26 protein-coding genes are annotated in these 20,597 nt (G+C 30.3%); 12 read left to right on the top strand and 14 right to left on the bottom strand.

Annotation, left to right across the window (positions count from 1 at the left end):
• Positions 1-21 precede the first annotated feature (21 nt).
• From EV02_RS06535 to EV02_RS06550, 4 genes are read left to right on the top strand one after another with little or no spacing between them, the layout of a single operon-like run.
• Positions 22-1,323 carry a homoserine dehydrogenase gene (locus EV02_RS06535; protein WP_032519073.1) on the top strand — a complete coding sequence of 434 codons (1,302 nt, stop codon included), beginning with the start codon at positions 22-24 and terminating at the stop codon, positions 1,321-1,323.
• Between the two features lie 49 nt (positions 1,324-1,372).
• Positions 1,373-1,645 (top strand): hypothetical protein, encoded by a 273-nt coding sequence (locus EV02_RS06540; protein WP_032519072.1) that lies wholly within the window; start codon positions 1,373-1,375, stop codon positions 1,643-1,645.
• Positions 1,646-1,662: 17 nt separating this feature from the next.
• A complete protein-coding gene (locus EV02_RS06545) occupies positions 1,663-3,234 on the top strand; it encodes an ABC transporter substrate-binding protein (protein ID WP_032519071.1) in 1,572 nt (523 codons plus the stop codon).
• The gene (locus tag EV02_RS06550; RefSeq protein ID WP_032519070.1) at positions 3,227-4,249 is read left to right on the top strand and encodes an ABC transporter permease; all 1,023 of its coding nucleotides are present in this window, start codon (positions 3,227-3,229) and stop codon (positions 4,247-4,249) included. The genes EV02_RS06545 and EV02_RS06550 overlap by 8 nt, the downstream gene beginning before the upstream one ends.
• Here EV02_RS06550 and EV02_RS06555 read toward each other — a convergent pair.
• A complete protein-coding gene (locus EV02_RS06555; protein ID WP_032519069.1) occupies positions 4,246-5,796 on the bottom strand; it encodes an alpha/beta fold hydrolase in 1,551 nt (516 codons plus the stop codon). The genes EV02_RS06550 and EV02_RS06555 overlap by 4 nt on opposite strands.
• Before the next feature lie 2 nt (positions 5,797-5,798).
• Between EV02_RS06555 and EV02_RS06560 the strand changes: the two genes are divergently transcribed.
• Positions 5,799-7,028 (top strand): MFS transporter, encoded by a 1,230-nt coding sequence (locus EV02_RS06560; protein WP_032519068.1) that lies wholly within the window; start codon positions 5,799-5,801, stop codon positions 7,026-7,028.
• Here the strand turns inward: EV02_RS06560 and EV02_RS06565 are convergent.
• The gene (locus EV02_RS06565) at positions 7,025-7,396 is read right to left on the bottom strand and encodes a DUF2834 domain-containing protein (protein WP_032519067.1); all 372 of its coding nucleotides are present in this window, start codon (positions 7,394-7,396) and stop codon (positions 7,025-7,027) included. The two genes, EV02_RS06560 and EV02_RS06565, sit on opposite strands and share 4 nt — an antisense overlap.
• 41 nt (positions 7,397-7,437) lie before the next feature.
• Here EV02_RS06565 and EV02_RS06570 point away from each other — a divergent pair, with 41 nt between their 5' ends.
• The 3 genes from EV02_RS06570 to EV02_RS06580 are packed head-to-tail and all read left to right on the top strand — an operon-like array spanning position 7,438 to position 8,868.
• Positions 7,438-8,301: a carbohydrate kinase family protein gene (locus EV02_RS06570; protein ID WP_032519066.1), complete on the top strand. Its 864-nt coding sequence runs from the start codon at positions 7,438-7,440 to the stop codon at positions 8,299-8,301.
• 22 nt (positions 8,302-8,323) lie between these two features.
• Positions 8,324-8,515 (top strand): hypothetical protein, encoded by a 192-nt coding sequence (locus tag EV02_RS06575; protein ID WP_032519065.1) that lies wholly within the window; start codon positions 8,324-8,326, stop codon positions 8,513-8,515.
• Entirely contained in the window at positions 8,515-8,868 is a 354-nt protein-coding gene (locus EV02_RS06580) for a hypothetical protein (protein ID WP_032519064.1), read from the top strand. Before EV02_RS06575 ends, EV02_RS06580 begins: the two co-directional genes overlap by 1 nt.
• Before the next feature lie 23 nt (positions 8,869-8,891).
• Here the strand turns inward: EV02_RS06580 and EV02_RS06585 are convergent, their stop codons facing one another.
• From EV02_RS06585 to EV02_RS06605, 5 genes are all read right to left on the bottom strand, one after another.
• Positions 8,892-9,410 (bottom strand): pentapeptide repeat-containing protein, encoded by a 519-nt coding sequence (locus EV02_RS06585; protein ID WP_025955840.1) that lies wholly within the window; start codon positions 9,408-9,410, stop codon positions 8,892-8,894.
• Between the two features lie 83 nt (positions 9,411-9,493).
• Positions 9,494-9,967, bottom strand: coding sequence for a hypothetical protein (locus EV02_RS06590; RefSeq protein ID WP_032519191.1), 474 nt, complete (start codon positions 9,965-9,967; stop codon positions 9,494-9,496).
• Between the two features lie 173 nt (positions 9,968-10,140).
• Complete coding sequence (locus tag EV02_RS06595; RefSeq protein ID WP_032519062.1) at positions 10,141-10,998, bottom strand: transglutaminase family protein; 858 nt, start codon at positions 10,996-10,998, stop codon at positions 10,141-10,143.
• 11 nt (positions 10,999-11,009) lie between these two features.
• On the bottom strand, positions 11,010-11,951 hold the full coding sequence (locus EV02_RS06600) for an alpha-E domain-containing protein (RefSeq protein ID WP_025890918.1): 942 nt from the start codon (positions 11,949-11,951) through the stop codon (positions 11,010-11,012).
• 1 nt (position 11,952) lies between these two features.
• Positions 11,953-13,395, bottom strand: coding sequence for a circularly permuted type 2 ATP-grasp protein (locus EV02_RS06605; RefSeq protein ID WP_032519060.1), 1,443 nt, complete (start codon positions 13,393-13,395; stop codon positions 11,953-11,955).
• A gap of 128 nt (positions 13,396-13,523) precedes the next feature.
• Between EV02_RS06605 and EV02_RS06610 the strand changes: the two genes are divergently transcribed.
• The 3 genes from EV02_RS06610 (at position 13,524) to EV02_RS06620 (ending at position 14,595) form a co-directional block, all read left to right on the top strand.
• The gene (locus EV02_RS06610) at positions 13,524-13,760 is read left to right on the top strand and encodes a hypothetical protein (protein ID WP_011818573.1); all 237 of its coding nucleotides are present in this window, start codon (positions 13,524-13,526) and stop codon (positions 13,758-13,760) included.
• A 44-nt stretch (positions 13,761-13,804) separates the two neighbouring features.
• On the top strand, positions 13,805-14,026 hold the full coding sequence (locus EV02_RS06615) for a hypothetical protein (protein WP_032519059.1): 222 nt from the start codon (positions 13,805-13,807) through the stop codon (positions 14,024-14,026).
• 101 nt (positions 14,027-14,127) lie between these two features.
• On the top strand, positions 14,128-14,595 hold the full coding sequence (locus EV02_RS06620) for a DUF1348 family protein (RefSeq protein ID WP_032519057.1): 468 nt from the start codon (positions 14,128-14,130) through the stop codon (positions 14,593-14,595).
• A gap of 106 nt (positions 14,596-14,701) precedes the next feature.
• Here the strand turns inward: EV02_RS06620 and EV02_RS09460 are convergent, their stop codons facing one another.
• Positions 14,702-14,839: a hypothetical protein gene (locus EV02_RS09460; protein WP_193742610.1), complete on the bottom strand. Its 138-nt coding sequence runs from the start codon at positions 14,837-14,839 to the stop codon at positions 14,702-14,704.
• 204 nt (positions 14,840-15,043) lie between these two features.
• A complete protein-coding gene (locus EV02_RS06625) occupies positions 15,044-15,367 on the bottom strand; it encodes a hypothetical protein (RefSeq protein ID WP_032519055.1) in 324 nt (107 codons plus the stop codon).
• 93 nt (positions 15,368-15,460) lie between these two features.
• Between EV02_RS06625 and EV02_RS06630 the strand changes: the two genes are divergently transcribed.
• Positions 15,461-15,652, top strand: a complete 192-nt coding sequence (locus tag EV02_RS06630) for a TatA/E family twin arginine-targeting protein translocase (RefSeq protein WP_025924574.1) — start codon at positions 15,461-15,463, stop codon at positions 15,650-15,652.
• A gap of 39 nt (positions 15,653-15,691) precedes the next feature.
• On the opposite strand, the gene cynS is transcribed toward EV02_RS06630, so the two are convergent.
• From cynS to EV02_RS0108625, 5 genes are all read right to left on the bottom strand, one after another.
• Positions 15,692-16,135, bottom strand: a complete 444-nt coding sequence (cynS, locus tag EV02_RS06635; protein WP_025924573.1) for a cyanase — start codon at positions 16,133-16,135, stop codon at positions 15,692-15,694.
• A 35-nt stretch (positions 16,136-16,170) separates the two neighbouring features.
• The gene (locus EV02_RS06640; protein ID WP_032519051.1) at positions 16,171-17,037 is read right to left on the bottom strand and encodes an ABC transporter ATP-binding protein; all 867 of its coding nucleotides are present in this window, start codon (positions 17,035-17,037) and stop codon (positions 16,171-16,173) included.
• A gap of 13 nt (positions 17,038-17,050) precedes the next feature.
• Positions 17,051-17,833 (bottom strand): nitrate ABC transporter permease, encoded by a 783-nt coding sequence (ntrB, locus tag EV02_RS06645; RefSeq protein ID WP_032519048.1) that lies wholly within the window; start codon positions 17,831-17,833, stop codon positions 17,051-17,053.
• A gap of 71 nt (positions 17,834-17,904) precedes the next feature.
• Positions 17,905-19,590, bottom strand: coding sequence for an ABC transporter substrate-binding protein (locus tag EV02_RS06650; RefSeq protein ID WP_052043481.1), 1,686 nt, complete (start codon positions 19,588-19,590; stop codon positions 17,905-17,907).
• 276 nt (positions 19,591-19,866) lie between these two features.
• Positions 19,867-20,145, bottom strand: a complete 279-nt coding sequence (locus EV02_RS0108625) for a DNA gyrase (RefSeq protein ID WP_032519046.1) — start codon at positions 20,143-20,145, stop codon at positions 19,867-19,869.
• Positions 20,146-20,597: the final 452 nt, after the last annotated feature.

The following is a 20,597-nucleotide window of genomic DNA, read 5'->3' as shown; positions in this document are numbered from 1 at the left end:
TCAAAGTTAAAGAAATAAAAAATGAGAAAATGCAAAATTGGGATTGTAGGTTTTGGAACTGTAGGTTCAGGAATTTATAAAATATTAAGCTCTGAAGTTGATTCGCATCCAATTCTAAAAGAAATAGAAATTGCAAAAATAGCAGTTAAAGATCTTAATAAAAAAAGAGATATTGAGCTAGATAATAATTTATTAACAGATGATCCATTTAAATTAATTAATGACCCCACCATAGATGTAATTGTTGAAGTAATGGGTGGGGTTGATTTAGCGAAAGATATTATTCTGCAATCATTAAAATTAGGGAAATCTGTTGTTACAGCAAATAAAGCAGTTATTGCAAGATACGGAGAAGAGATATATAGAACCGCATCTAAAGAAGGAGTTTATATATTGTCAGAGGCGGCAGTTTGCGGGGGGATTCCTATAATTGAACCCTTAAAAAGATCATTAAAAAGTAATAGTATAAAAAAAATGGTTGGGATAATAAATGGGACAACAAATTTTATTCTTTCAAAAATGACAAATGAAAAAGCTGATTATAAGGAAACTTTAAAATTGGCTCAAAGCCTTGGGTATGCTGAATTTGATCCAACTGCAGATGTTGAGGGCCATGATGCGGCTGATAAAATTTCAATTCTTAGTGAACTTGCATTTGGAGGGAAAATCAAAAGAGAGGAGATACATTCTGAGGGCATAAGTAAAATAAATCTTAAGGATATCGAATATGCCAATAAATTAGGATTTGAAATAAAACTATTAGCGCTCTCCGAAAGGGGACTAATTAATAATAATGATTCACTTGCTTTAAATATTTGGGTAGGACCCTCTTTGATTCCAAAATCTCATCCATTGGCAACAGTTAAGGGAGTTAACAATGCCTTATTGATAGAGGCTGATCCTCTTGGAGAGATAATGTTGTATGGTCCAGGTGCAGGGAGTGGTCCAACGGCTGCATCAGTAGTATCAGATATATTAAACCTTCATGCCGCTTCAGTAAAAAATAATAATTCAATCGATCCATTATTATCTTTTGATTTCTGGAGAAACTGTCATATCATAGGAAGCTCACAAATAAATAAAAAAAATTACCTTAGAATTATTTGTCTTGATAGTCCAGGTGTTATAGGAAAAATTGGAGATATTTTTGGAAAGAATAATGTATCAATCGAATCTATCGTTCAACTAGATGCAAGTGAGGACAAAGCTGAAATTGTCGTTATTACTCATGAAGTGAATAATGGAGATTTTGAGAAATCAAAATATGAAATAAATTCGCTAAATGAAGTCAAAATTATTGCAAGTCAATTAAGTTGTATTTAAAAAAAAAGTTTGCAAATTTCTTTATAGCCTGTTAAACCGAAGAAAGTAAATGTTTGGTTTAAGCACTTTCATGATCCATCCCAAACTATTTGAAAACAAACATGAAAATAGTAATTTAATTTGTTCTGAAAACCTTTACAAAGGGGCTTGTGTAAAAATTAAAAATAGTAAAAAGACTTTTCAAGTAATTGGAATAAATATAGGTAAAGAAATTTGTTGGGTGAGAGAGTGGCCTTTCGCCTGTAATTCTAAAAAAACATTTCCTTTAGAAATTGGTCATATTACTATGCAAATTCTTTGTTCAAATAATTCTTCAGAATAATTAACTATTTAAGAAACATGAAAAAAAAAGTTTTTTTATCAATATTCATTATTTTAATTTCTTTTTTTCAGAATTCTTGCGGCTCAAAAAGAATATCTAAAAAAATCATAGTAGCAAGTTCTGGAAAAATTGAATCTTTAGATCCAGCGAGAGCTAATACTCTTAAAGCAATTCAATTAATCAGTTCTCTGGGAGACACTTTATATGAATTAAATTCCAAAGGGGAATTAATCCCTGAATTGGCATCAGGGATGCCAATTATTTCAAAGGATAGACTTCAAATAACTATCAATTTAAGAAAGAATGTTTTTTTTCATGATGGAACTTCATTAAATTCAAATGCAATAAAGTTTACTTTTGATAGATTTAAAAGAATTGGAACTATGAATTACATTTTAGGAAATAAGATTAAATCAATAGAAACCCCAAGTGAATATTCAGTCATTATAAATTTAAATAAACCATCAAGTTCTTTAAATGGTTTACTTACATCAGTAAATTTAACTCCAATATCTCCAACATTTTATAAAAAATATTCTGAAAAGTTTTTAAATGAAAAATTCGTTGGTACTGGCAAGTATGTCCTGAAAAGCTTTTCTAATGAAGTTCAATTAATTGAACCAAATTTGAACTATTGGGGTGAAAAGGTTCTAAATAAGGGTATTAGTTTTGTGGGATATTCAAATTCATCTTCTCTTTTTGGGGCTTTAAAAAGTAAACAAATTGATGTACTCTTATCAAATTCAATTGATGATAGTCAGAGAAAAAGTCTAAGTAATTTAAGCCAAAATAAACAGTTTAAAGAAGGTAATAGCCCTTTCACTGAATTAAGTTTTATAAGTCTTAAAACTAGTTCTTATCCCTTAAGTAATCTTAATTTAAGACTGGCTTTGGCAAAAAGTCTTAATAGAAAATTAATTAGTGATAAAGTAAGTTATGGATTAAGGAAGCCTGCTAGATCAATTATTCCTCCGATATTAAAAAAAGATAATCAAGATTTGTGGCCTAAATATGACTATTCAGAAGCGAGAAGGTTATTGCAAAAGGAAAATTATTGTAATGGAAATATTCTGAAAATACCTCTTACTTATAGATCGAATGTACCAGCTGACAAGCTTATTGCCCTGACATGGCAGGAAGAAGTTAAAAAATCTTTGAAAGATTGTCTTGATATTGAACTCAATGGGGTTGAATCTACAACAATTTATAAGAATCTAAGTTTAGGATTTTATACAGCAGTTATTCTCGATTGGACTGGAGCTTATTCAGATCCAGAAGCCTATCTCACTCCTCTTTTAAGTTGTAATGAAATAGTTGATGGCATATGTAAAAAAGGAGAATCAGTTTTCAGCGGTAGTTTTTGGGGATCTAATAAAGTGGAAGGTTTATTCCTTGAGAGTGAAAAAATAAGTGGAATTAAAAGATTAGAAAAACTTGATGAAATTGAAAAAATAGCAGCAAATGCAATTCCTTATATTCCTATTTGGATATCCTCTCAAAAAGCATGGTCTCAAAATAAAATATCAAAACCTATTTTTAATGGTGCAGGAATAATTTCATTGAGTGATCTTAAGTTAATTGATGAGTAGAAATTTAAATAAACTATTAAATTACTCCTTATTAAAAATTTCATTAATACCAATAATGATATGGATAATTTCTTCACTAGTATTTATTTTATTGAGAGTTGCTCCCGGCGATCCTGTCGATGCCATACTTGGATCTGGAGCCGATGAGGTTTCAAGAGAATTTCTAAGAAATAAATTGGGGCTAAATGAACCTTTTATAAATCAATATTTTTCATATATCAAAAATATATCGCACTTAGATTTTGGCCAATCTCTTAGTACTGAAGAGCCAGTCCTAAATATTATTTTTAAGTCCTTGCCTGCAAGTCTTGAGCTTGGATTCTTTTCAATATTAAGTGCCACACTAATAGGATTCCCATTGGGATTAATTGGCTTGAGAAATAGAGGTAAAAAGAGTGATTATATTGCAAGAATATTAGGGATTGCCACATATGCTATTCCTCCTTTTTGGGGTGCGATGTTAGCGCAATTATTATTTTCTGTATTTTTTAATATTTCCCCAATTGGAGGTAGATTTCCAATATTTCAGCAACAACCTCAAATTACAGGTTTTCTAGTTTTAGATAGTATTCTTTCAAATAATATTATTTCTTTGAATGATAGCCTTTTTCATCTCGCACTTCCTTCCATTACACTGGGCTTTCTTTTGAGTGGTATATTCAGTCGTTCTTTTAGAGTAAATTTGGATAAGTCATTAAAAAGTGATTATGTAAATGCTGCTTTATGTAGAGGGATATCGAGGAAAAAAATTTTTGTAAACCATGCATTGCCTAATGCTCTATTGCCAATTTTCACCATCTCTGGCTTAACTATGGCGTCATTAGCAGGAGGTACTCTATTGTTCGAAGTAACTTTTTCATGGCCAGGTATTGCTTTAAGATTATATGAAGCAATTTCTCAGAGAGACTATACCTTAGTTCAAGGAATTGTAATTTTTACTTCTATGCTCATAGTTTCTTTGAATCTCTTCGTGGATATTTTAATCGCTTATTTAGACCCAAGAATAGAGTACTAATTTTTTGAAAGCTCTTTTAAAGTTTTAATATCTAAAAGATGGTAATTAAGTCCCAAATCTCTTTGGTTTTTAACTACTTTAGGGATCTTATTTTCTTTAATATTTTTTAAAAATTCAATTATAAATTTCATAGATAAATCTTGTACTAATATTGGCTCTGAACCAATAAAAGATTTACTTATTTTGAACACGTCATTATTTCCTTCATGGCTTTTATTTATTCTGATTGGAGAAAAATGACTTGCTCCTTCAATAATTAGAAATCTATTTGATGGATTATTTAAAGCAGAAAAAACTTTAAATTGCTCATTCATTAAAGGTGTAATAAGGTCATACGTTCCACCTATTAGAAGAGTTGGTGTCTTAATGCCTGTACTATTTTCTTTTGGCCATACTAAACTGCCAAATGAATTGAAACCTATAATAGCACTGGCCTTATGAGTGTTATTTTTATTATGGAATGGTATTTCGCTCAACTGACATTGAAGTAATTTAGATAAATTTGTTACCGCAAAGTCTTTTAATGCCGAATCGCATTTATCCTCTAGTTGATCAGCAGGTTTATTACCTTCATATAAAAGTGCTATTAAAGCACCTAGTGAATGCCCCATTAAAATATAAGAATCATTAGGTAAACCAAATTCTCCATTTTTATGAGCTTTTAATACAGCATCTAAATCTTTAATTCTATATAAGAAAAAGTCTGCACTTCCTGGTATTGTCTCCTTCCCGTCGAGTACTTCTAAGAATGATTCTAAATTACTCCCTCTATGATCTATGAATAATATTGGCCAACCTCTTTTAGCCAATTCGTTGCCTATCCATTTGAAATTACTAATTTCGCCTCCAAGTCCTGGCATAAAAATTATCAGTTCTTTATCATCATTTGTTTTATTTCTTTTCCATATTTCAATTTCAAAAGGTTTCACTCGGTGAGGAGCATAAATTTTTTTATCAATTTTTAATAGATCTTGAGTTGATTTTTTTTCCTTATTTTTAAAGACATTATGGTTCGTTCTTTCAAGTCTGTTTAATTTGGATAAAAGTTCTTGTTGCATTGATAATTCATTTTTCCAAGATGAAATTATTAAAATTAAATTATCAATATCTAGTGAAATTTCCTCTGATGGTAATGCCTTGATGATTTCTAAAGTTGAAACTTCTTTTTTTTGATCTAATAAATTTTCTATAGTGTTATAAATTTCTGTTCCATTATTGTCATTTGGAACTTTAATGCTTCTGCTTAATTCTGTAAGAATTTTACGCCCTATCCAACTTCTTAATATTTCTCTATTTAATCCCTCTTCCTTGAAAACTGGAAATTCTAAAAATTTTGATAATTCAAAAACTCTTATTAATCTATTTTTTTTTAACCAATCTACTAATTCTGTTGAATCATCTTTGTATTTTTCTAATTTTGATAATTGTTCTATAGTAAGAGGGATTTCCATCTCTTCAAATTTAATATTTATTTTTTCAGCAGCCTTTAAACCATTATTTAAAAATAAACCACAAAAACTAAAAAAAATTATAAAAATGTATTTCACTTGTGATTAGTCCAAATAGTTTACAAATTAGCCAAAATTGGTGGATTAAATTTCCATATCATTTGAGGTTAATAACCAAGATAAGATTTTACGCTTCATTTGGTGCAGGAGGTGTTATTTATTTAACATCACTTATTTTTAATAACATAGGATTATCGGCAACAGATATTGGCTTGGGTTTTACCATTTCAGCAATAATTGGAACCATAACAAGAATCTTTACAGGTAATTATCTTAATAAAACAGGGAAAATACAATTTCCAATAGTTACTTCTTCAATACTAAGTATTGCCGCTAGCTTATGCCTCATTTTTTCAAGAGATACCTTTTTGTACATAATTGGACAATCATTTGTTGGCGCGGCTGCAGGAATATATTGGCCTGCTGCGGAGTTTGGTGTCCCCTATTTTTGCCATCCTATTGAAACACGCAAAGCTTATGCTCTAGTTAGAAGTTCGGAGGCTTTAGGAATATTTCTAGGTGTTTTATTAGGGGGCTTTATGACTAATTTTTTGTATTCTAAATCAATATTTATTAATGATATATTTTGCATGTTAGTTATCACATATTATATATCTAGAAATAGTTCTTCTATTAAAAGAAATTTAGAAAATTTCCAAAAAAAATTAGTAGATCCAACCAATCAGGGGCAATTGAAATGGAATAAAAATTCAACGATAATAATTTTTTCTATTTTATTGATTACTACCTCTTTAGCTTTGATTCAAGTAACTTTGCCTCTGGACCTTGTTAAAGGTGGAGTATATCGCGATGCATTAAGCAAAGAAATTATTAGTTTTATAATTTCTATTCAGTTAATTTTATTATTGTTTTTACAATGGCCTGTCGGTTCTTGGATATCTAAGAAAGGAAGATTATTTGGCTTAAAATTTAGTTTAATAAATTTCTCTTTCGCTTCATTTTTATTATTTATTTCTAGCTATTTAAATATGCCAGCTTTTTATTTAATTTCTTTTTCATTGATTTTAGTAAGTTTAGGGACTGCTTCATTTCTTCCAACATCAACTGATGTCGTTTTCAGAATAGCTCCTTCAAATAAAAAAGGGTTTGCACTTGCTCTTCTATCACAATGTTTCGCTATGGGTTATTTTTTTGGCCCATTTATTTCAGGGCGCATATTAGATCTATTTGGTTATGCTTCAATAATCTGGCTTTCAATTTCATGTTGTTGCTTTATTGTATTTGCAGTTCTATTTAAGAGATTATTTTAATTAATCTTTTCTAATTCAATAATTCTTCTTTCTCTTAGAAATAAGAAAAAAGGTGCAGAGAATGCGAAGGCTATAAGAAAAGTTCCAATGTATACAACCCACATATTCTTCATGTTTAGTTTTTTTGATTCATTAACTATCCATATAAAAATAGCGCTTGCACCTACTAATAAGTCTCTAGAAATTGACTGAGCTGCAGGGTTTGCATTCGCTAAAGAAATGAAGTTATTTATATCAAAGCTATTCCCATATTCCCTGGCAAATTCGAAATTTGCCAACATTGGCAGGATAGCACCTAAAATTGATAGAAAAAGGTAAAGATAAGATAGTATCTGTTTATTATCTTTTAAAATAAGAAATGAATTCACTTTTCAAAAATATTTCTTTTAATAATAGTATTTAAAAGCTTATGGTTGTTGAAAAGAATAATAAAGTTGAAGACTATAAATTTAAAAAAAGAAATTTAAATTTTGCTGTAGTTGGTCATGTTGAGTGGATAAATTTTTTAAGGGTCGATCAATTACCAAAAAGAGGAGTCATTTCTCATTCTGAAAAGTCCCTTGAGTACCCAGCTGGTGGTGGCTCTATTATTGCGAAAATACTTTCTGATTTAACTTTAAACCAAATTCATTTTTTTACGTCATTAGGTAATGATGATTATGGAGATAAGTGTTTCAAGATTCTTTCAAATATGGGAATTAAGTTGCATGTAGCTTGGCGGGATAAACCAACTAGAAGAGGATTTAGTTTAATTGACTCTCAAGGTGAAAGAGCAATAACAGTTATTGGAGAAAGGTTAGCTCCAACTCATAAAGACAAGTTAGAATGGAACATTTTAAAAAAAATGGATGGAATTTTTATTACTGCATCTGACTCAGAGATTTTTAAAATGGCTAGATCAGCTCCAATACTGTGTACAACACCAAGGGTAGGATTAAATACAATTAATGAATCAAATGTCCTTTTAGATGGATTAATTGGCAGTAATCTTGATCCAGGGGAAGTTTTTTCTTTTTCTGAATTATCCAGAAAACCTAAATATACTATTAAAACGGAGGGAGAGAATGGAGGCATACTATTCCCTGGAGGAAGATATAAGGCTCTTAAAAACAAAAAATTAAAGGTTGATTCTTATGGATGTGGCGATTCTTTTGCGGCTGGTATTATTTATGGAATGGCATCAAAATGGGATATAGATAAAAGTTTACATCTTGCTAAAGTAATGGGAAGAGACGCAAGTGAATTTTTCGGCCCATATGCAAATAGCCACTAAAAATAATTGATTTAAGATTTATATGAGTAATTTAGAAAACAAAAATAAAAATCTACTTGTAGAAAACATTATTATTTTCTTTTTATTTACTGTTTTTTTAGTTTTTAAATCTTTAAAAACTTTATCTAAAATTTTTACTTACGGAATCATAAAAAAAGAAATATTAACTAATAAAAGTGACTTAGGCGTAGATATTAAAATAAAAATTAAGTAATGAAAATATTTTTAGTTTTTCTAATTTTAGGAGTTATTTTTTTTTGCTACAAAAAAATTAATTCTAAAAAACCAAAGAATCTAAAATTAGCTAAATTTAAAAATAAACTGCAGAGCACGCAAACAAATATTGACAGAATTTTTTTAAGAGAGGAAGAAAAAACCTTTTCAAATCCTAATATAAATATTTATATTGGAATTCATGATAAAGAAGAAAATATAAATAGAAAATCCAATATACACAGAGCAAGGCTTTCAAAATTTAAGAAATCCAAATTAAATGGTGAAATGATATTTCAAGATGATGATCAAAGGATTTATAAATTTAATAATGGTAAAAAAGTTTATTTATAATAACTTTACTTATGGTTTTTGTTCTAACTACACTCAAGACTTTCTCTTGTTGAAACGCCTGTAGTTGGATTGATCCCATCAGCAATTTCACAAAGATTTCTTTGATCTTCGCTGTCAAGAATAGCGTAAGAAAAATCTGCTCCTTCTATTTGAGCTCCTGCAAAACTGCTACCTGATGCGATCATATTTATTAAAACAGCATTTCTAAGATCTGTTTTTTGGAAATTAACTCGATCAGAAAGAGTATCGGTCAGGTCGATTCCATTTAAATTAGAACCTTTTAAATCAGATAGGGTTAAGGTTGTCCCATGTAAATCAACGTCACTAAAATCAGCATCTCTGGCAACTGCTCCAGCTATAGATGACAAATGAAGATCCTCTCCATGGAAATCAAATCCAGTAATATTAGATCTTACATAACTTGGAACTTCATCTCCTTCGCCCTTAACAGCTACATTTGCCCCAGCAAAAACTGGAGAGGATAAAACTAAGAAAGAAAAAGTTATGCATAAAAAATATTTTAAAAATCTGAAAAATTTCATACTAGATAATTCGAATATTATTATTTTATAACAATTAGATAATTTTTAAAATTGATGACTAAATTTGGAACTCCTTTTTAAAGTTATTTAACACTATAAATTTTGAATCTAGGCTCTAAATTAGTTATACAATCTAGAAGTTTTTTGTTATCTTTGCTATTCGTAACCTTGAATTCAGATTCAACTGTACCGCCTTTGTCTCTTATAGCTTGATTTAAAACTATGGAACCGTTTTCGTCAGATACTGATCTATGAAAAGTTCCTCTAGGTATTCTTAAAATGTATCCGCAAGATTCTAATCTAACTTTATAAAAAGGATAATCCCAGCCAAAATTGACAAGAAAAAATGTTCTTCCCCCGGAGATAGCCAGTAGATTATCTTCTTGATTGTGATGTATGTAAAATTGCCAATTCTTAAATTCTTCATCATTTGGAGGACTAACTGCAGGCCCACTGTGAATAACTAGATCTCTATAGTTTGATTCATTAACACTAATATCAAAAAATCTTACATCTTTTGTATCGCGAAATTTTTCATAACTTATCAATTCAAACATTTTCGATTTGTTTGATTTGATAACTGGAATTTCTAAACTTGAGTTCAATTTTCTTTAAAGATTAAACAAATGAAAACAGATATATATATCCAAGAACGTATCAATTAACACTAAAAAAGAAACATATTATTATTTATTTTTTTGTTATTTTTAAAAGATTAAAAATTTAGTGTTTATTTAATTTCAAGAGGTTTAATTTCCCAGGATAAAGTATTTTCTAAATTATTTTTTCCTATAAAGTTTCCTGTAATTACAGAGGTTAAATTAGATTTTGAAGAGGATACCAATGTTAAATATCTATCATCTATTAATCCTTTTCCGCTTGGATCAAAACCTCTCCAACCAGCACCTGGAATATATAATTCAGCCCAAGCGTGTAAATCCAATTCAGGGGGTAAGGGGTCTTCAAAATGATAACCACTTACAAACCTACTTGGGATACCTATAGACCTGCAAGCTTCAACCATTAGCATTGCTAAATCTCTGCATGAACCTATACGTTCTCTAAGCGTTCTGCTAGCCGGCCATGCTGGACCAGTATGTCTTTTGGTATATTTAACCCGATCTTGAATAATTTCTATCAGTTGGTATGTAAATGATAATGCGTTATTAATGCTTCCTGCTAAGGCTTCTTGGGCAAGTTCTACTGCAGAAGGATCGTGTTGTCCATTTGGCATCCATCCTTCTAATGCTCCCTGTAAATCTCTGTTAATAATGCTTCTACAAAAAGGTAATGTTAAATCTCTATTTTTAACTCCATCAATAATGTTTGGATGTTTAATAGTTTCAACTTCGCTGATTGATTCAATAGTTAAATTATCTGTTAATCCATTGAATCTGATTCTATTAATCTCTTCTCCGCTGGCAGCAAGTAATGGATAAATAATTTCTGGTTCTGGAGTTATTTTTAGTTCAAAATTCTTTAGCTTTTGGAATCCATTTGACCTTGGCTTTATACATAATCTATGCTCGCCTAATTGAACAGGGTCTTCGTATTTATATTCAAGTTTGTGAATGTATTTAATTCTCATTAATAAACTTATTAATTAATAAAATATTTTTCTTGAATGAGATCATTTAATTTATTTAAATCCATTTGCAATGAATCGATTGCCTCATGTAAACCATCATTGATTATATCTTCAATTCTGATATAACTCCACTTTGCTTTAAGCAAACCTCTCATACATTCTAATTCTGAAGGATTTTCAGTAGATGGTGAGGTATCTATCGTTTTAAGTGTATTGCTTATCCCATCAAGACAGTATCTTACTGATCTAGGGAAAATTGGATCAAGTAAAAGAAATCTCGCAACTGAATTAGGCTTTATAGAATTTTGTACTGCTTTCCTAAACATTTGATAAGCTCCAGCTGAACGTAATAGTGCTATCCATTGCAGCTCATCAAGAACTCCTCCAAGCTCATCTAAGCTGGGTAGGAGTAAATAATATTTAACATCTAAAATTCTTGATGTTTTGTCAGCTCTTTCGATTAATCTTCCAAGAATGCTAAATCTCCATGCAAGATCTTTGCTTAGAGTCGCATCTGTAATTCCATAAAAAAGCTGACATTCCCTCCTTATTTCACTTAATTGTTCTTGTCTTGGTTTATTCCATATTGCCTCTCCTTCTTGCATATTCCAATATAAAATATTTATCTGTTCCCACATTTCTGTGGTCATGACATCTCTGATTTGTCTTGCATTTTCTCTTGCCATTTGAATGCAAGAAATTATACTATTTGGGTTTAATCGATCTCTTATTAAAAAATTAATAACGTCATCTGGTTTTTTCTCTGGGAATCTCTTATCAAAAGATTCTCTGTCACTCGAAGCATCAATTAAGGGGAGCCAAGGCTCTGCACTTCCTGGTGGACAATCTAATGACATTGCTTCACTTACTTCCACGAAACGAGATATGTTTTCTGCACGTTCTAAATAACGATTGATCCAATAAAGAGATTCTGCTACACGACTTAAAAGCATATTATTCACCTACAACCCATGTATCTTTGCATCCTCCGCCTTGAGAAGAATTAACGACTAATGATCCTTTTTTTAAGGCTACCCGCGTAAGCCCGCCTGGGCTAACCCATGAATCTTTTCCTCTTAAGATATATGGTCTTAAATCAACATGACATGGATATAGTTCTCCTTCACATAACGATGGCACAGTAGATAATTCTAATGTTGGTTGTGCTATGAAATTTCTAGGATTTTTTTTAATTTTATGAGCGAATTCTTCTATTTCACTCGTTGTTGAGTGAGGGCCAATTAACATTCCATACCCCCCAGCTTCTGCGACAGACTTAACAACAAGTTTTGATAAATTTTCTAGAACATATTCTCGATCCTTTTGATAATGACAAATATACGTTTCTACATTTTTAATAATAATTTCTTCATCAAGATAATATTTAATCATTTTTGGAACAAAAGAATAAATCATTTTGTCATCTGCTATTCCAGTCCCAGGAGCATTTGCTAAAGCAACATGACCTGCCTTAAAAACATCAAGTAATCCGCTAACACCAAGGCAAGAATCTTTTCTGAAATTAAGAGGATCTAAGAAATCATCATCAATTCGTCTGTAAATGACATCTACTCTTTTTAATCCTGAGGTAGTTTTTAAATATACATAATCATCATTACAAACTAAGTCATGACCCTGGACTAATTGAATACCCATTTCTTGAGCTAAATAACTATGTTCAAAATAAGCACTATTAAAAATTCCAGGAGTAAGTAGAACTATCTTGGGAGTATCTGTCCAAACTGCAAGTTCTTGAAGAGTTTTTAAAAGATATGATGGATATTCATCGATTGGTTTTACTATTCTGCCAGAGAAAAGATTAGGAAAAATATTCTTCATAACTAATCTATTTTCTAAAAAATAAGCAACCCCAGAAGGGCACCTTAAATTATCTTCTAAAACATGCCAATCTCCAGCCCTGTCTCTTATTAAATCAAGTCCTGATATTTGACACCATTTATTTAGTGGAGGTTTGAAACCTATCATCTGAGGTCTCCAACCTTCTGAACTCTCTATTAATTCCCTTGGAATGATTCCATCATTAATTATTTTTTGAGAATTATAAATATCATCTAGGAATAAATCAATTGCCTCAAGCCTTTGTTTTAGGCCTTTTTCTAACGTTACCCAATCATCTTTACTAATTATTCTAGGAAGTGGATCAAAAGGTAATATTCTCTCAGTACCTTTTAAACCAGTATCGTTTAATCTAAAAGTTGCACCGTGTCTTAGTAATAATTTTTTTGCTGCAGAATGATTCCTGTTTAATTCTTCAAGACCCATATTATCTAATGAAGAAAGAAGTGGAATCAATATTTCTCTTGCAGAGTTAACATTATCCTTAAAGTATTCATCAAAACTATTTTTAGGCAGATAATTTGAAAACATATATTTCATCATTTAGTAACTTTTACTTTAGCTTTATATCTTTATTCGTATTTATGGCTACCAAAAATAATATCTCTTGATTAGATCTATATCATTATTTTGATCATTGAAGTATATTTTTTAAAAATCTAAAAGGCATGAGTTCTAGTAATTGGCAATTTGTTTTTTTTAGATATTTTGCAAGCTTTCTTTTTATCCTCTCTCATAGTTTGCTAGTTCTTGATCATCTACCAGTAGGGGCGGCACTTCACGGACTTGGGGAAGTTTTTATTGCGCCTTGGGCTTTTAGGGAAAGAGCATGGGATCTTGTTGTTATTGCAGTTTTATTTTTTTTCTTCGATATCTGGGGACTTATAAACACTCCTTGGAATTAACTGATATTATTTATTTACTAAGTCTGGGAAAATAATAATAAAAAATGAATTCTTATTTTAATCAAATTTATAAAATAATTTTTCTTTTATTACTTACGAATAGTTCCAGTTTACATGCACATAATTTATTTAATGGTGGTTGCAAAGAACATTGTGGGCAAAAAGTTAAAGTAATAAGTAATAAAAACAAATTAAAAAATATTGATGACCAAATTAATATTGAGAGTAAAAATTCTTGTTTAAATAAATCTCTTTGCAGAGGATGATAACCTAAAAAATTTCCAAATTTTTTTAAATTGGATCTTAAATGATTATCATTGAGTAAGTTTTTTAACTTTTAAAAAACCAAATTAATTTAATTAGAAAAATGTCAACAAAACCTCCTTTACCTCCTTTTAATGAAGAGACAGCTATAAAAAAAGTGAGATTAGCTGAAAATGCGTGGAATACTAAAGATCCCGTTACTGTATCACTTGCCTATACAGAAGATAGTTTTTGGAGAAACAGAAGCGAATTTATAAGAGGGAGAGAAGAAATTGTGGAATTTTTAAAAAGAAAATGGAATAGAGAAATTGGCTATAAACTAATTAAAGAATTATGGGCATATGATTCAAATCGAATTGCTGTTAGATTTCAATATGAATGGCATGACGAAGAATATAATTATTTTCGAGCACATGGTAACGAAAATTGGGAATTTTCTGAAACTGGTTTAATGCGGAGAAGAGAAGCAAGTATAAATGATATTCCAATAGATAAAAAAGATCGTCTTTTTACATGGGGAGAGGGTCCTCGACCGGATGATTTTCCTGGCCTTACAGAACTTGGTCTTTAAAATTAATGAATATCAATTGAAATAGAAAATCTTTAATATCAGTTGATAGTTCAAATTTTGAAAAATTTACTGAAATTTAAACTTATTATTTATTTGATTTAGAGGATTAATTATCTTTGCAAGGTGAACATTCTTCACAATCTGTACATTCACAAGGACAAGTGCAACCGCAACTGGGACAGTTATTTTTCTCATTAGAAATAGAAATGTTTGTTAGTAATATATTTGGTTTATTAGTAATCATGATAATAAATTTGATGATTAATTATTAACAATATAGCTTATAAAATCAATCATAGTATTGATTTTAAAATTTCAAAAAAAAATTAATAACTATATCTTGAAAATGATTATCATTATTGTAAGGTAAATACTAGTTCTAAAGTAATATTTAGAAATTAAAAATTATATTCTAAAACTATAATTTAAAATGAATATTCATTAAGTATTAAATTATTTTTATTGATGATTTTTTTATCCACTTTATATCTAACGAAAGTAATTTATAAGAATCTTTTTTCCATTTTTCTATATCCAAATTATTTTTAAATTTTTCATCATGTAAAAATTTTGGTAAATCATGAACTACCTTTATTAATCCATCAACAACACAAAACTGTCCAGGATTAAGAACATTTTGGTTAATTTGACTTTGTCCGATATATCCTAAATCAATAATTTCTTGTTGAAATTCTAAAAATATAAAAATCTCAAAAAGATTAAATTCAAATTCTTTGAAATATTTATAATAGGGATCCCAGCTTCTTTCCATTATTAATTGGTTGATTAATAAAAATAAATGTGTGACTTTAATTACCTTTAGAAGAAGAAAAATTTTTTAAAATAATTCAATACTAAATTTTTAATGAACATTTTTGGAATCGGAATACCAGAAATTGCAGTAATTGTTATTCTTGCATTGCTAATTTTTGGCCCAAAACGTTTGCCTCAACTCGGGAAAACTATAGGTAAGACCTTAAAAGGATTACAAACTGCTTCTAAAGAATTCGAGAATGAAATAAATAAGACTCTCAAACTTAATGAAAATGATGACTAATAATTTCTGTTTTTTATGGTTAAAAAAAGAAAAAGTTTTCTACCACTTTTTATAGGGCAAGAATTTACCACACATTTTTACTAAAACCCTATCCCCTTTTGGGTCTTCAACCTTATCGACTTCGATTGAAAAGTCAATTGCACTCATAATTCCATCACCAAATTTCTCTTGTATTACATCCTTCATTGGCAGCCCGTATACTTGCATTATTTCATAGAATCTGTAAATAAGAGGATCTGTAGGAATAACAGGATCTAGGCAGCCTTTTACTGGCGGTGTTGTTAATTGATCTTCTAGTTCTGATTGCAAATCAAGAGTATTAATTAAAATATTAGCTTCTCCTTCAGAAGCTGTAGCTTGCCCATAAAATAAGCTTGCAACCCATACTTCATCTCTATTAATCAATTTACCTAAATCTTCAAAGGATAATTTTTTTTCTTTTTTTGCTTTTAATAGTATTTGTGTAAATGAGGGTAAAGTCATAATTAATTGTTGTGTTTTTTTAGTGCAGAAGAAGTCTAGGTAACCTCTTCTACAGCTCTTGTTTCTCTTAATAGATGTTTTTCCAAACGCATTTTTATTTTTAAATAATTAGGGTCTTGTTCTATTTTTTCTCGATCTCTTGGTCTTTCTAAATCAACTGAAATTTCCTCAGAAATTATGGCTGAAGGACCGCTTGACATCAAAACTATCTTGTCAGATAAAAGCAATGCTTCTTCAATACTATGAGTAATTAAAACAACAGTTACTTTATTTTTTCTCCAAATGGATAATAATTCATCTTGTAAATAGGATCTGGTTAATGCATCCAGAGCCCCAAAGGGTTCATCCATCAACAAAATATTTGGATTAATAGATAAGGCTCTGGCAATTGCAACTCTTTGTTTCATTCCTCCAGATAATTCTTTTGGGAATTTATTTGAAGCTTTTTCTAAACCAACCATTCTTAAATATTTTCTAGCTCTTTCTTTAACATCAGCTTTTGTTTTCGCTGGGAAAACAGTATTTAAGGCAAACTCAATATTTTGAATAGTTGTTAACCACGGCATCAAAGCGTAATTTTGAAAAATTACACCTCTATCGGGACCTGGACCTTTTATGGCTTGTCCGTCAATAACAATTTTCCCAGATGTTGGAGCTTGTAAGCCTGCTATTAAATTTAGTAATGTTGATTTGCCACAACCAGAAGGACCTATTATTGATACAAATGTGTTCTTCTCTATCTTTAGGTTAATATCTTTGATAGCTTCAAATCCACTTCTATTTCCTTTGGAACGAAAATCAATAAACTTCTTTTCTTTAAAAAAAATCTTACCTAAATTGAATAATTCAAGGTGAGAATAATTTTCAATAGAGGATGATTTTTTTGATGATTTTTTATTCATTTAATCAATAAGTTTAGATACTGTAGTCGAATTTATCTTGAAGAAATCCAAAAAATTGATCCAAAATAAATCCTGTAAATCCAATTATTATTATTGCAACAAATATATTTTCAAGAGATAAATTATTCCATTCATTCCAAATAAAATAACCAATTCCTGTACCCAATAGCATTTCTGCAGCAACAATCACAAGCCAAGCTGTTCCCATTGATATTCTCATCCCTGCAAGAATGTTTGGCATGATTGCTGGCAAAATAACCCTCCTGATAGTTGTTGATTTACTTGCTCCTAAAGATTTAGAAACTCTCAAATAATCAGGATTAATACTAGCTACACCAAAAGCAGTATTAATTAATGTTGGCCAAATACTTGTTATGAAAATAACGAAAATGCCTGTTATCTCTGAGTTTCTAAAAACAAAAAGTCCTACAGGAAGCCATGCTAAAGGGGAAACGGGTTTTAAAAGTTGCACATATGGATTTAAAGAGGACTGAGCTAATTTCGACATCCCCATAAAAACCCCCAAAGGAACAGCGACTAAAACAGCTAAGCTATATCCAATTAATACTCTTCTTAAGCTTATAAGTAAGTTAGTTCCAATTCCTAAATCATTTGGACCATTATCAAAAAATGGATCTGATACCCACCAAATTAATGATCCTATTGTTTTAAATGAACCTGGGAAATTCTTGACTAATAATCCTTGTTGAGCAATTACTTGCCAAAGAATGATAAAAATTAAGAGGCTCAAAATTGCTACTGCAAAAGTAAGCCGAGTAGAAATAGCTTTGTTCATCTCCTAGATTATTTAATTAGAAATTCAGAATTGTTGTATTAATAAATACTAATAAAAACAATTTTTATAAATTAAAAACCGTCCCTTTTAATTTGATCTTTAATGTATTGCATTGGGTTACTTGGATCAAATTCATCATAAGCTAAGATTTCTTTTCTAAATCTCGCAGTTGGTGGATTGCCCCCCATTTCTCTTTCTAAAGCTTGAGCTTCGTCAGTCAAAAATATTGAAGCACTATTAGGATTAAAATCGCCTGCTTGAATTGCAGCAACTGCGCCTCCTAAATCCCAACGAATTAATTGAGATTGGATCCAATGAGAGAAACTTTGCCAAGGATAAGGCTTAAAGTCAATTCTGTCGGGGACATTTTGTTTTTTACCTAATCCATCATCAAATTTGCCTGTAAGAACAGCTTCAACTACTTCTGTAGGTTGGTTTAAAAATCCTCTTCCAGAAATAGCTTTTGCAACTTCTTTTCTATTAGAAGGAGTTGAGACATAAGCGGCAGCATCAATAATAGATTTATTTAGAGCTCTGAAAGTTTCAGGATGTTCTTTTATCCATGGTTCCCCTGCTGCAAAAGCACAACATGGATGCCCTGGCCATAATTCTTTAGTAAGAAGATGTATAAAACCTGCATCTTCGTAAACCGCCCTTTGATTAAACGGATCAGGCATTAAGTATGCGTCAATATCTCCAGCAACTAACTGTGCAATACTATCTGGTGGTGGAACAGGACGAATCTGAACGTCTTTATCTGGATCAACTCCACCTTTGGCTAGATAATATCTTAATAAAAGATTATGCATTGAATATGGGAATGGAACCCCAAAAACGAATCCTTTCATGTCAGCAGGACCATTAACTTTTCCTTTATGACGGTTAGCAACAGTAATAGCTTGTCCATTTATATTTTCAATGCTTGCTAGTTTTACACTAAATGGTGCAGTTCCCAATCCAAGTGTCATGGAAATTGGCATTGGAGCTAGCATATGGTAAGCATCTAATTCACCAGCAATTGCTGAATCCCTTACTGCTCCCCAACTTGGCATTTTGACAACTTTTACATCCATACCAAACTTGTTATAGAAACCCATTGGTTCGGCCATAATGATGGGAGAAGCACAAGTTATAGGTATGAAACCAACTCTTAAGGTTTGTTTCTCTAAATTATTTACATTGATAGGGGTATCATCAATTGGTTGTTTAGCAGGTTTATTTTGGTTGGAACAAGCAACTGTAATTAGTGCTGCACCTGCAGCCAAGCTAGATAAAAATTGTCTTCTACCCATTGGCGAAGAGGCTTTTGTTTTAGCGAAGAACTTACCTGCTTGAGGTCCAAATGCTGCTTGAAAGGCTTGATCTAATCCACCAGCTTCTTTAGCTAATTCTCTAAGCAATTGCTCTTTATAAGGGTCACCATTAGAAGCATTTTTATAAAATAAAAGATCTCTCATTTCTGCAGTTGAAATAGCATCAGCAATTTCATAAGCTTCATTTTTGATGAGCCCCATCCTAGAAAAATCTGAAATTATTTCAGCAGGGTCATCTGGCATGTCAGCCATAAAATTTTCATGATCATTTCCTATTGGCTTACATTCTATGCATGCACAGAAGTAACCATGATCGTTTGATGGATTTAAAAAGTTATTTTTAAGAAATGTTTTATTACTTGAGGGATTATTCTCTGAAATTTGATCTGAAGTCTTACATTCGAAGTTATATTTTTGAGTGAAATTACTAGCTGGAATAATCATTTAATAATTTTTTTTGATTGCTTAAATTATTTATCTAGAATTGTTTTTGATATGTATAAATAAATACTATTTAAAAACAATAAGTATAAATATTTTTGAATAAAGATATTTCGCAAACTATAAAAAAATAGCTTAAGAAATCAATCATATTAATTAGCTTAAAAATTATTTAATTATAAAAATGATTATCATTTTCATATAAGTAAGTGTTCTTTTTGATAAAAATGATTATCATTTTCATTTTGATAAAAGCTGATATACATAAATTTTTCAATTTTATTTAAAAAACTTTTCTTTGATAACTATCATCAAACGACTATTTGCTTGATAATTTTTATTAGGAGGATTTAATTGATTTTTAATTAAAAAAATAAAAGTATATATCAACGGTAAAAGTAATGATGAAGCAGCAACTAAAGCGATTATCTGGTTTAATCTAATAAATGGTTTTTTTACAAGATCCTCTCCGCACAAGCCACAAATCAAATTACCTTTTGAGGATTGTTTTTGAAATTGATATTTAGGATTGCAATATGGGCAATAATATCGAACCATTTTTAAATTTAATTATTTTAATAATTATCTATAAAACTAGAAGAAAGTCATCCTATTAAAAAAAGAGGGCTAATTTAAGCCCTCTTTTATCTCTTCCTTATATTTTTACTGAAGTTAATAACGTACCTAAATCATGGATCCTTGTTGTTAACTTCTTTTAAGCTAATGCTCACCAAAATTAACTAATTGTCTTTAACTGGGGCAAAAACTCTAGAATTAAGCTTGTTTCTTAAAGGGCACCTAAACGATGCAGAAGAAGGAAGCTTAGACATTGATAAAAAATAATTGGAGCAGTTAATTAAATTAGTTCGGTTTATTCCGAAATTTCAGGCAGGCTATCGATCATTTTGAAAGACCTCCTAGAACTCAACAATATAAAATTAGGAAAATATTTCTCTAAAGACAATCCGTTTTTATACGCATTGCTTTTTTATTAAAAATGTCCGAGAGTG

Source organism: Prochlorococcus marinus str. SB, from assembly GCF_000760115.1.
GTDB lineage: Bacteria > Cyanobacteriota > Cyanobacteriia > PCC-6307 > Cyanobiaceae > Prochlorococcus_A > Prochlorococcus_A marinus_D.
Note: the sequence above shows the minus strand (reverse complement) of the source record. Positions and strands in the feature narration are given on the sequence as shown.

Bases quoted from the DNA above. Each gene is read 5' to 3' on its own strand.
- EV02_RS0108625 (WP_032519046.1), bottom strand. From the start codon at position 20,145: ATGGTTCGATATTATTGCCCATATTGCAATCCTAAATATCAATTTCAA.
- EV02_RS06575 (WP_032519065.1), top strand. From the start codon at position 8,324: ATGAGTAATTTAGAAAACAAAAATAAAAATCTACTTGTAGAAAACATT.
- EV02_RS06540 (WP_032519072.1), top strand. From the start codon at position 1,373: ATGTTTGGTTTAAGCACTTTCATGATCCATCCCAAACTATTTGAAAAC.
- EV02_RS06605 (WP_032519060.1), bottom strand. From the start codon at position 13,395: ATGAAATATATGTTTTCAAATTATCTGCCTAAAAATAGTTTTGATGAA.
- EV02_RS06580 (WP_032519064.1), top strand. From the start codon at position 8,515: ATGAAAATATTTTTAGTTTTTCTAATTTTAGGAGTTATTTTTTTTTGC.
- EV02_RS06610 (WP_011818573.1), top strand. From the start codon at position 13,524: ATGAGTTCTAGTAATTGGCAATTTGTTTTTTTTAGATATTTTGCAAGC.
- EV02_RS06625 (WP_032519055.1), bottom strand. From the start codon at position 15,367: ATGGAAAGAAGCTGGGATCCCTATTATAAATATTTCAAAGAATTTGAA.
- EV02_RS06590 (WP_032519191.1), bottom strand. From the start codon at position 9,967: ATGTTTGAATTGATAAGTTATGAAAAATTTCGCGATACAAAAGATGTA.
- EV02_RS06535 (WP_032519073.1), top strand. From the start codon at position 22: ATGAGAAAATGCAAAATTGGGATTGTAGGTTTTGGAACTGTAGGTTCA.
- EV02_RS06620 (WP_032519057.1), top strand. From the start codon at position 14,128: ATGTCAACAAAACCTCCTTTACCTCCTTTTAATGAAGAGACAGCTATA.
- EV02_RS06585 (WP_025955840.1), bottom strand. From the start codon at position 9,410: ATGAAATTTTTCAGATTTTTAAAATATTTTTTATGCATAACTTTTTCT.
- EV02_RS06600 (WP_025890918.1), bottom strand. From the start codon at position 11,951: ATGCTTTTAAGTCGTGTAGCAGAATCTCTTTATTGGATCAATCGTTAT.
- EV02_RS06570 (WP_032519066.1), top strand. From the start codon at position 7,438: ATGGTTGTTGAAAAGAATAATAAAGTTGAAGACTATAAATTTAAAAAA.
- cynS (WP_025924573.1), bottom strand. From the start codon at position 16,135: ATGACTTTACCCTCATTTACACAAATACTATTAAAAGCAAAAAAAGAA.
- EV02_RS06650 (WP_052043481.1), bottom strand. From the start codon at position 19,590: ATGATTATTCCAGCTAGTAATTTCACTCAAAAATATAACTTCGAATGT.
- EV02_RS06640 (WP_032519051.1), bottom strand. From the start codon at position 17,037: ATGAATAAAAAATCATCAAAAAAATCATCCTCTATTGAAAATTATTCT.
- EV02_RS06615 (WP_032519059.1), top strand. From the start codon at position 13,805: ATGAATTCTTATTTTAATCAAATTTATAAAATAATTTTTCTTTTATTA.
- EV02_RS06595 (WP_032519062.1), bottom strand. From the start codon at position 10,998: ATGAGAATTAAATACATTCACAAACTTGAATATAAATACGAAGACCCT.
- EV02_RS09460 (WP_193742610.1), bottom strand. From the start codon at position 14,839: ATGATTACTAATAAACCAAATATATTACTAACAAACATTTCTATTTCT.
- EV02_RS06630 (WP_025924574.1), top strand. From the start codon at position 15,461: ATGAACATTTTTGGAATCGGAATACCAGAAATTGCAGTAATTGTTATT.
- EV02_RS06550 (WP_032519070.1), top strand. From the start codon at position 3,227: ATGAGTAGAAATTTAAATAAACTATTAAATTACTCCTTATTAAAAATT.
- ntrB (WP_032519048.1), bottom strand. From the start codon at position 17,833: ATGAACAAAGCTATTTCTACTCGGCTTACTTTTGCAGTAGCAATTTTG.
- EV02_RS06545 (WP_032519071.1), top strand. From the start codon at position 1,663: ATGAAAAAAAAAGTTTTTTTATCAATATTCATTATTTTAATTTCTTTT.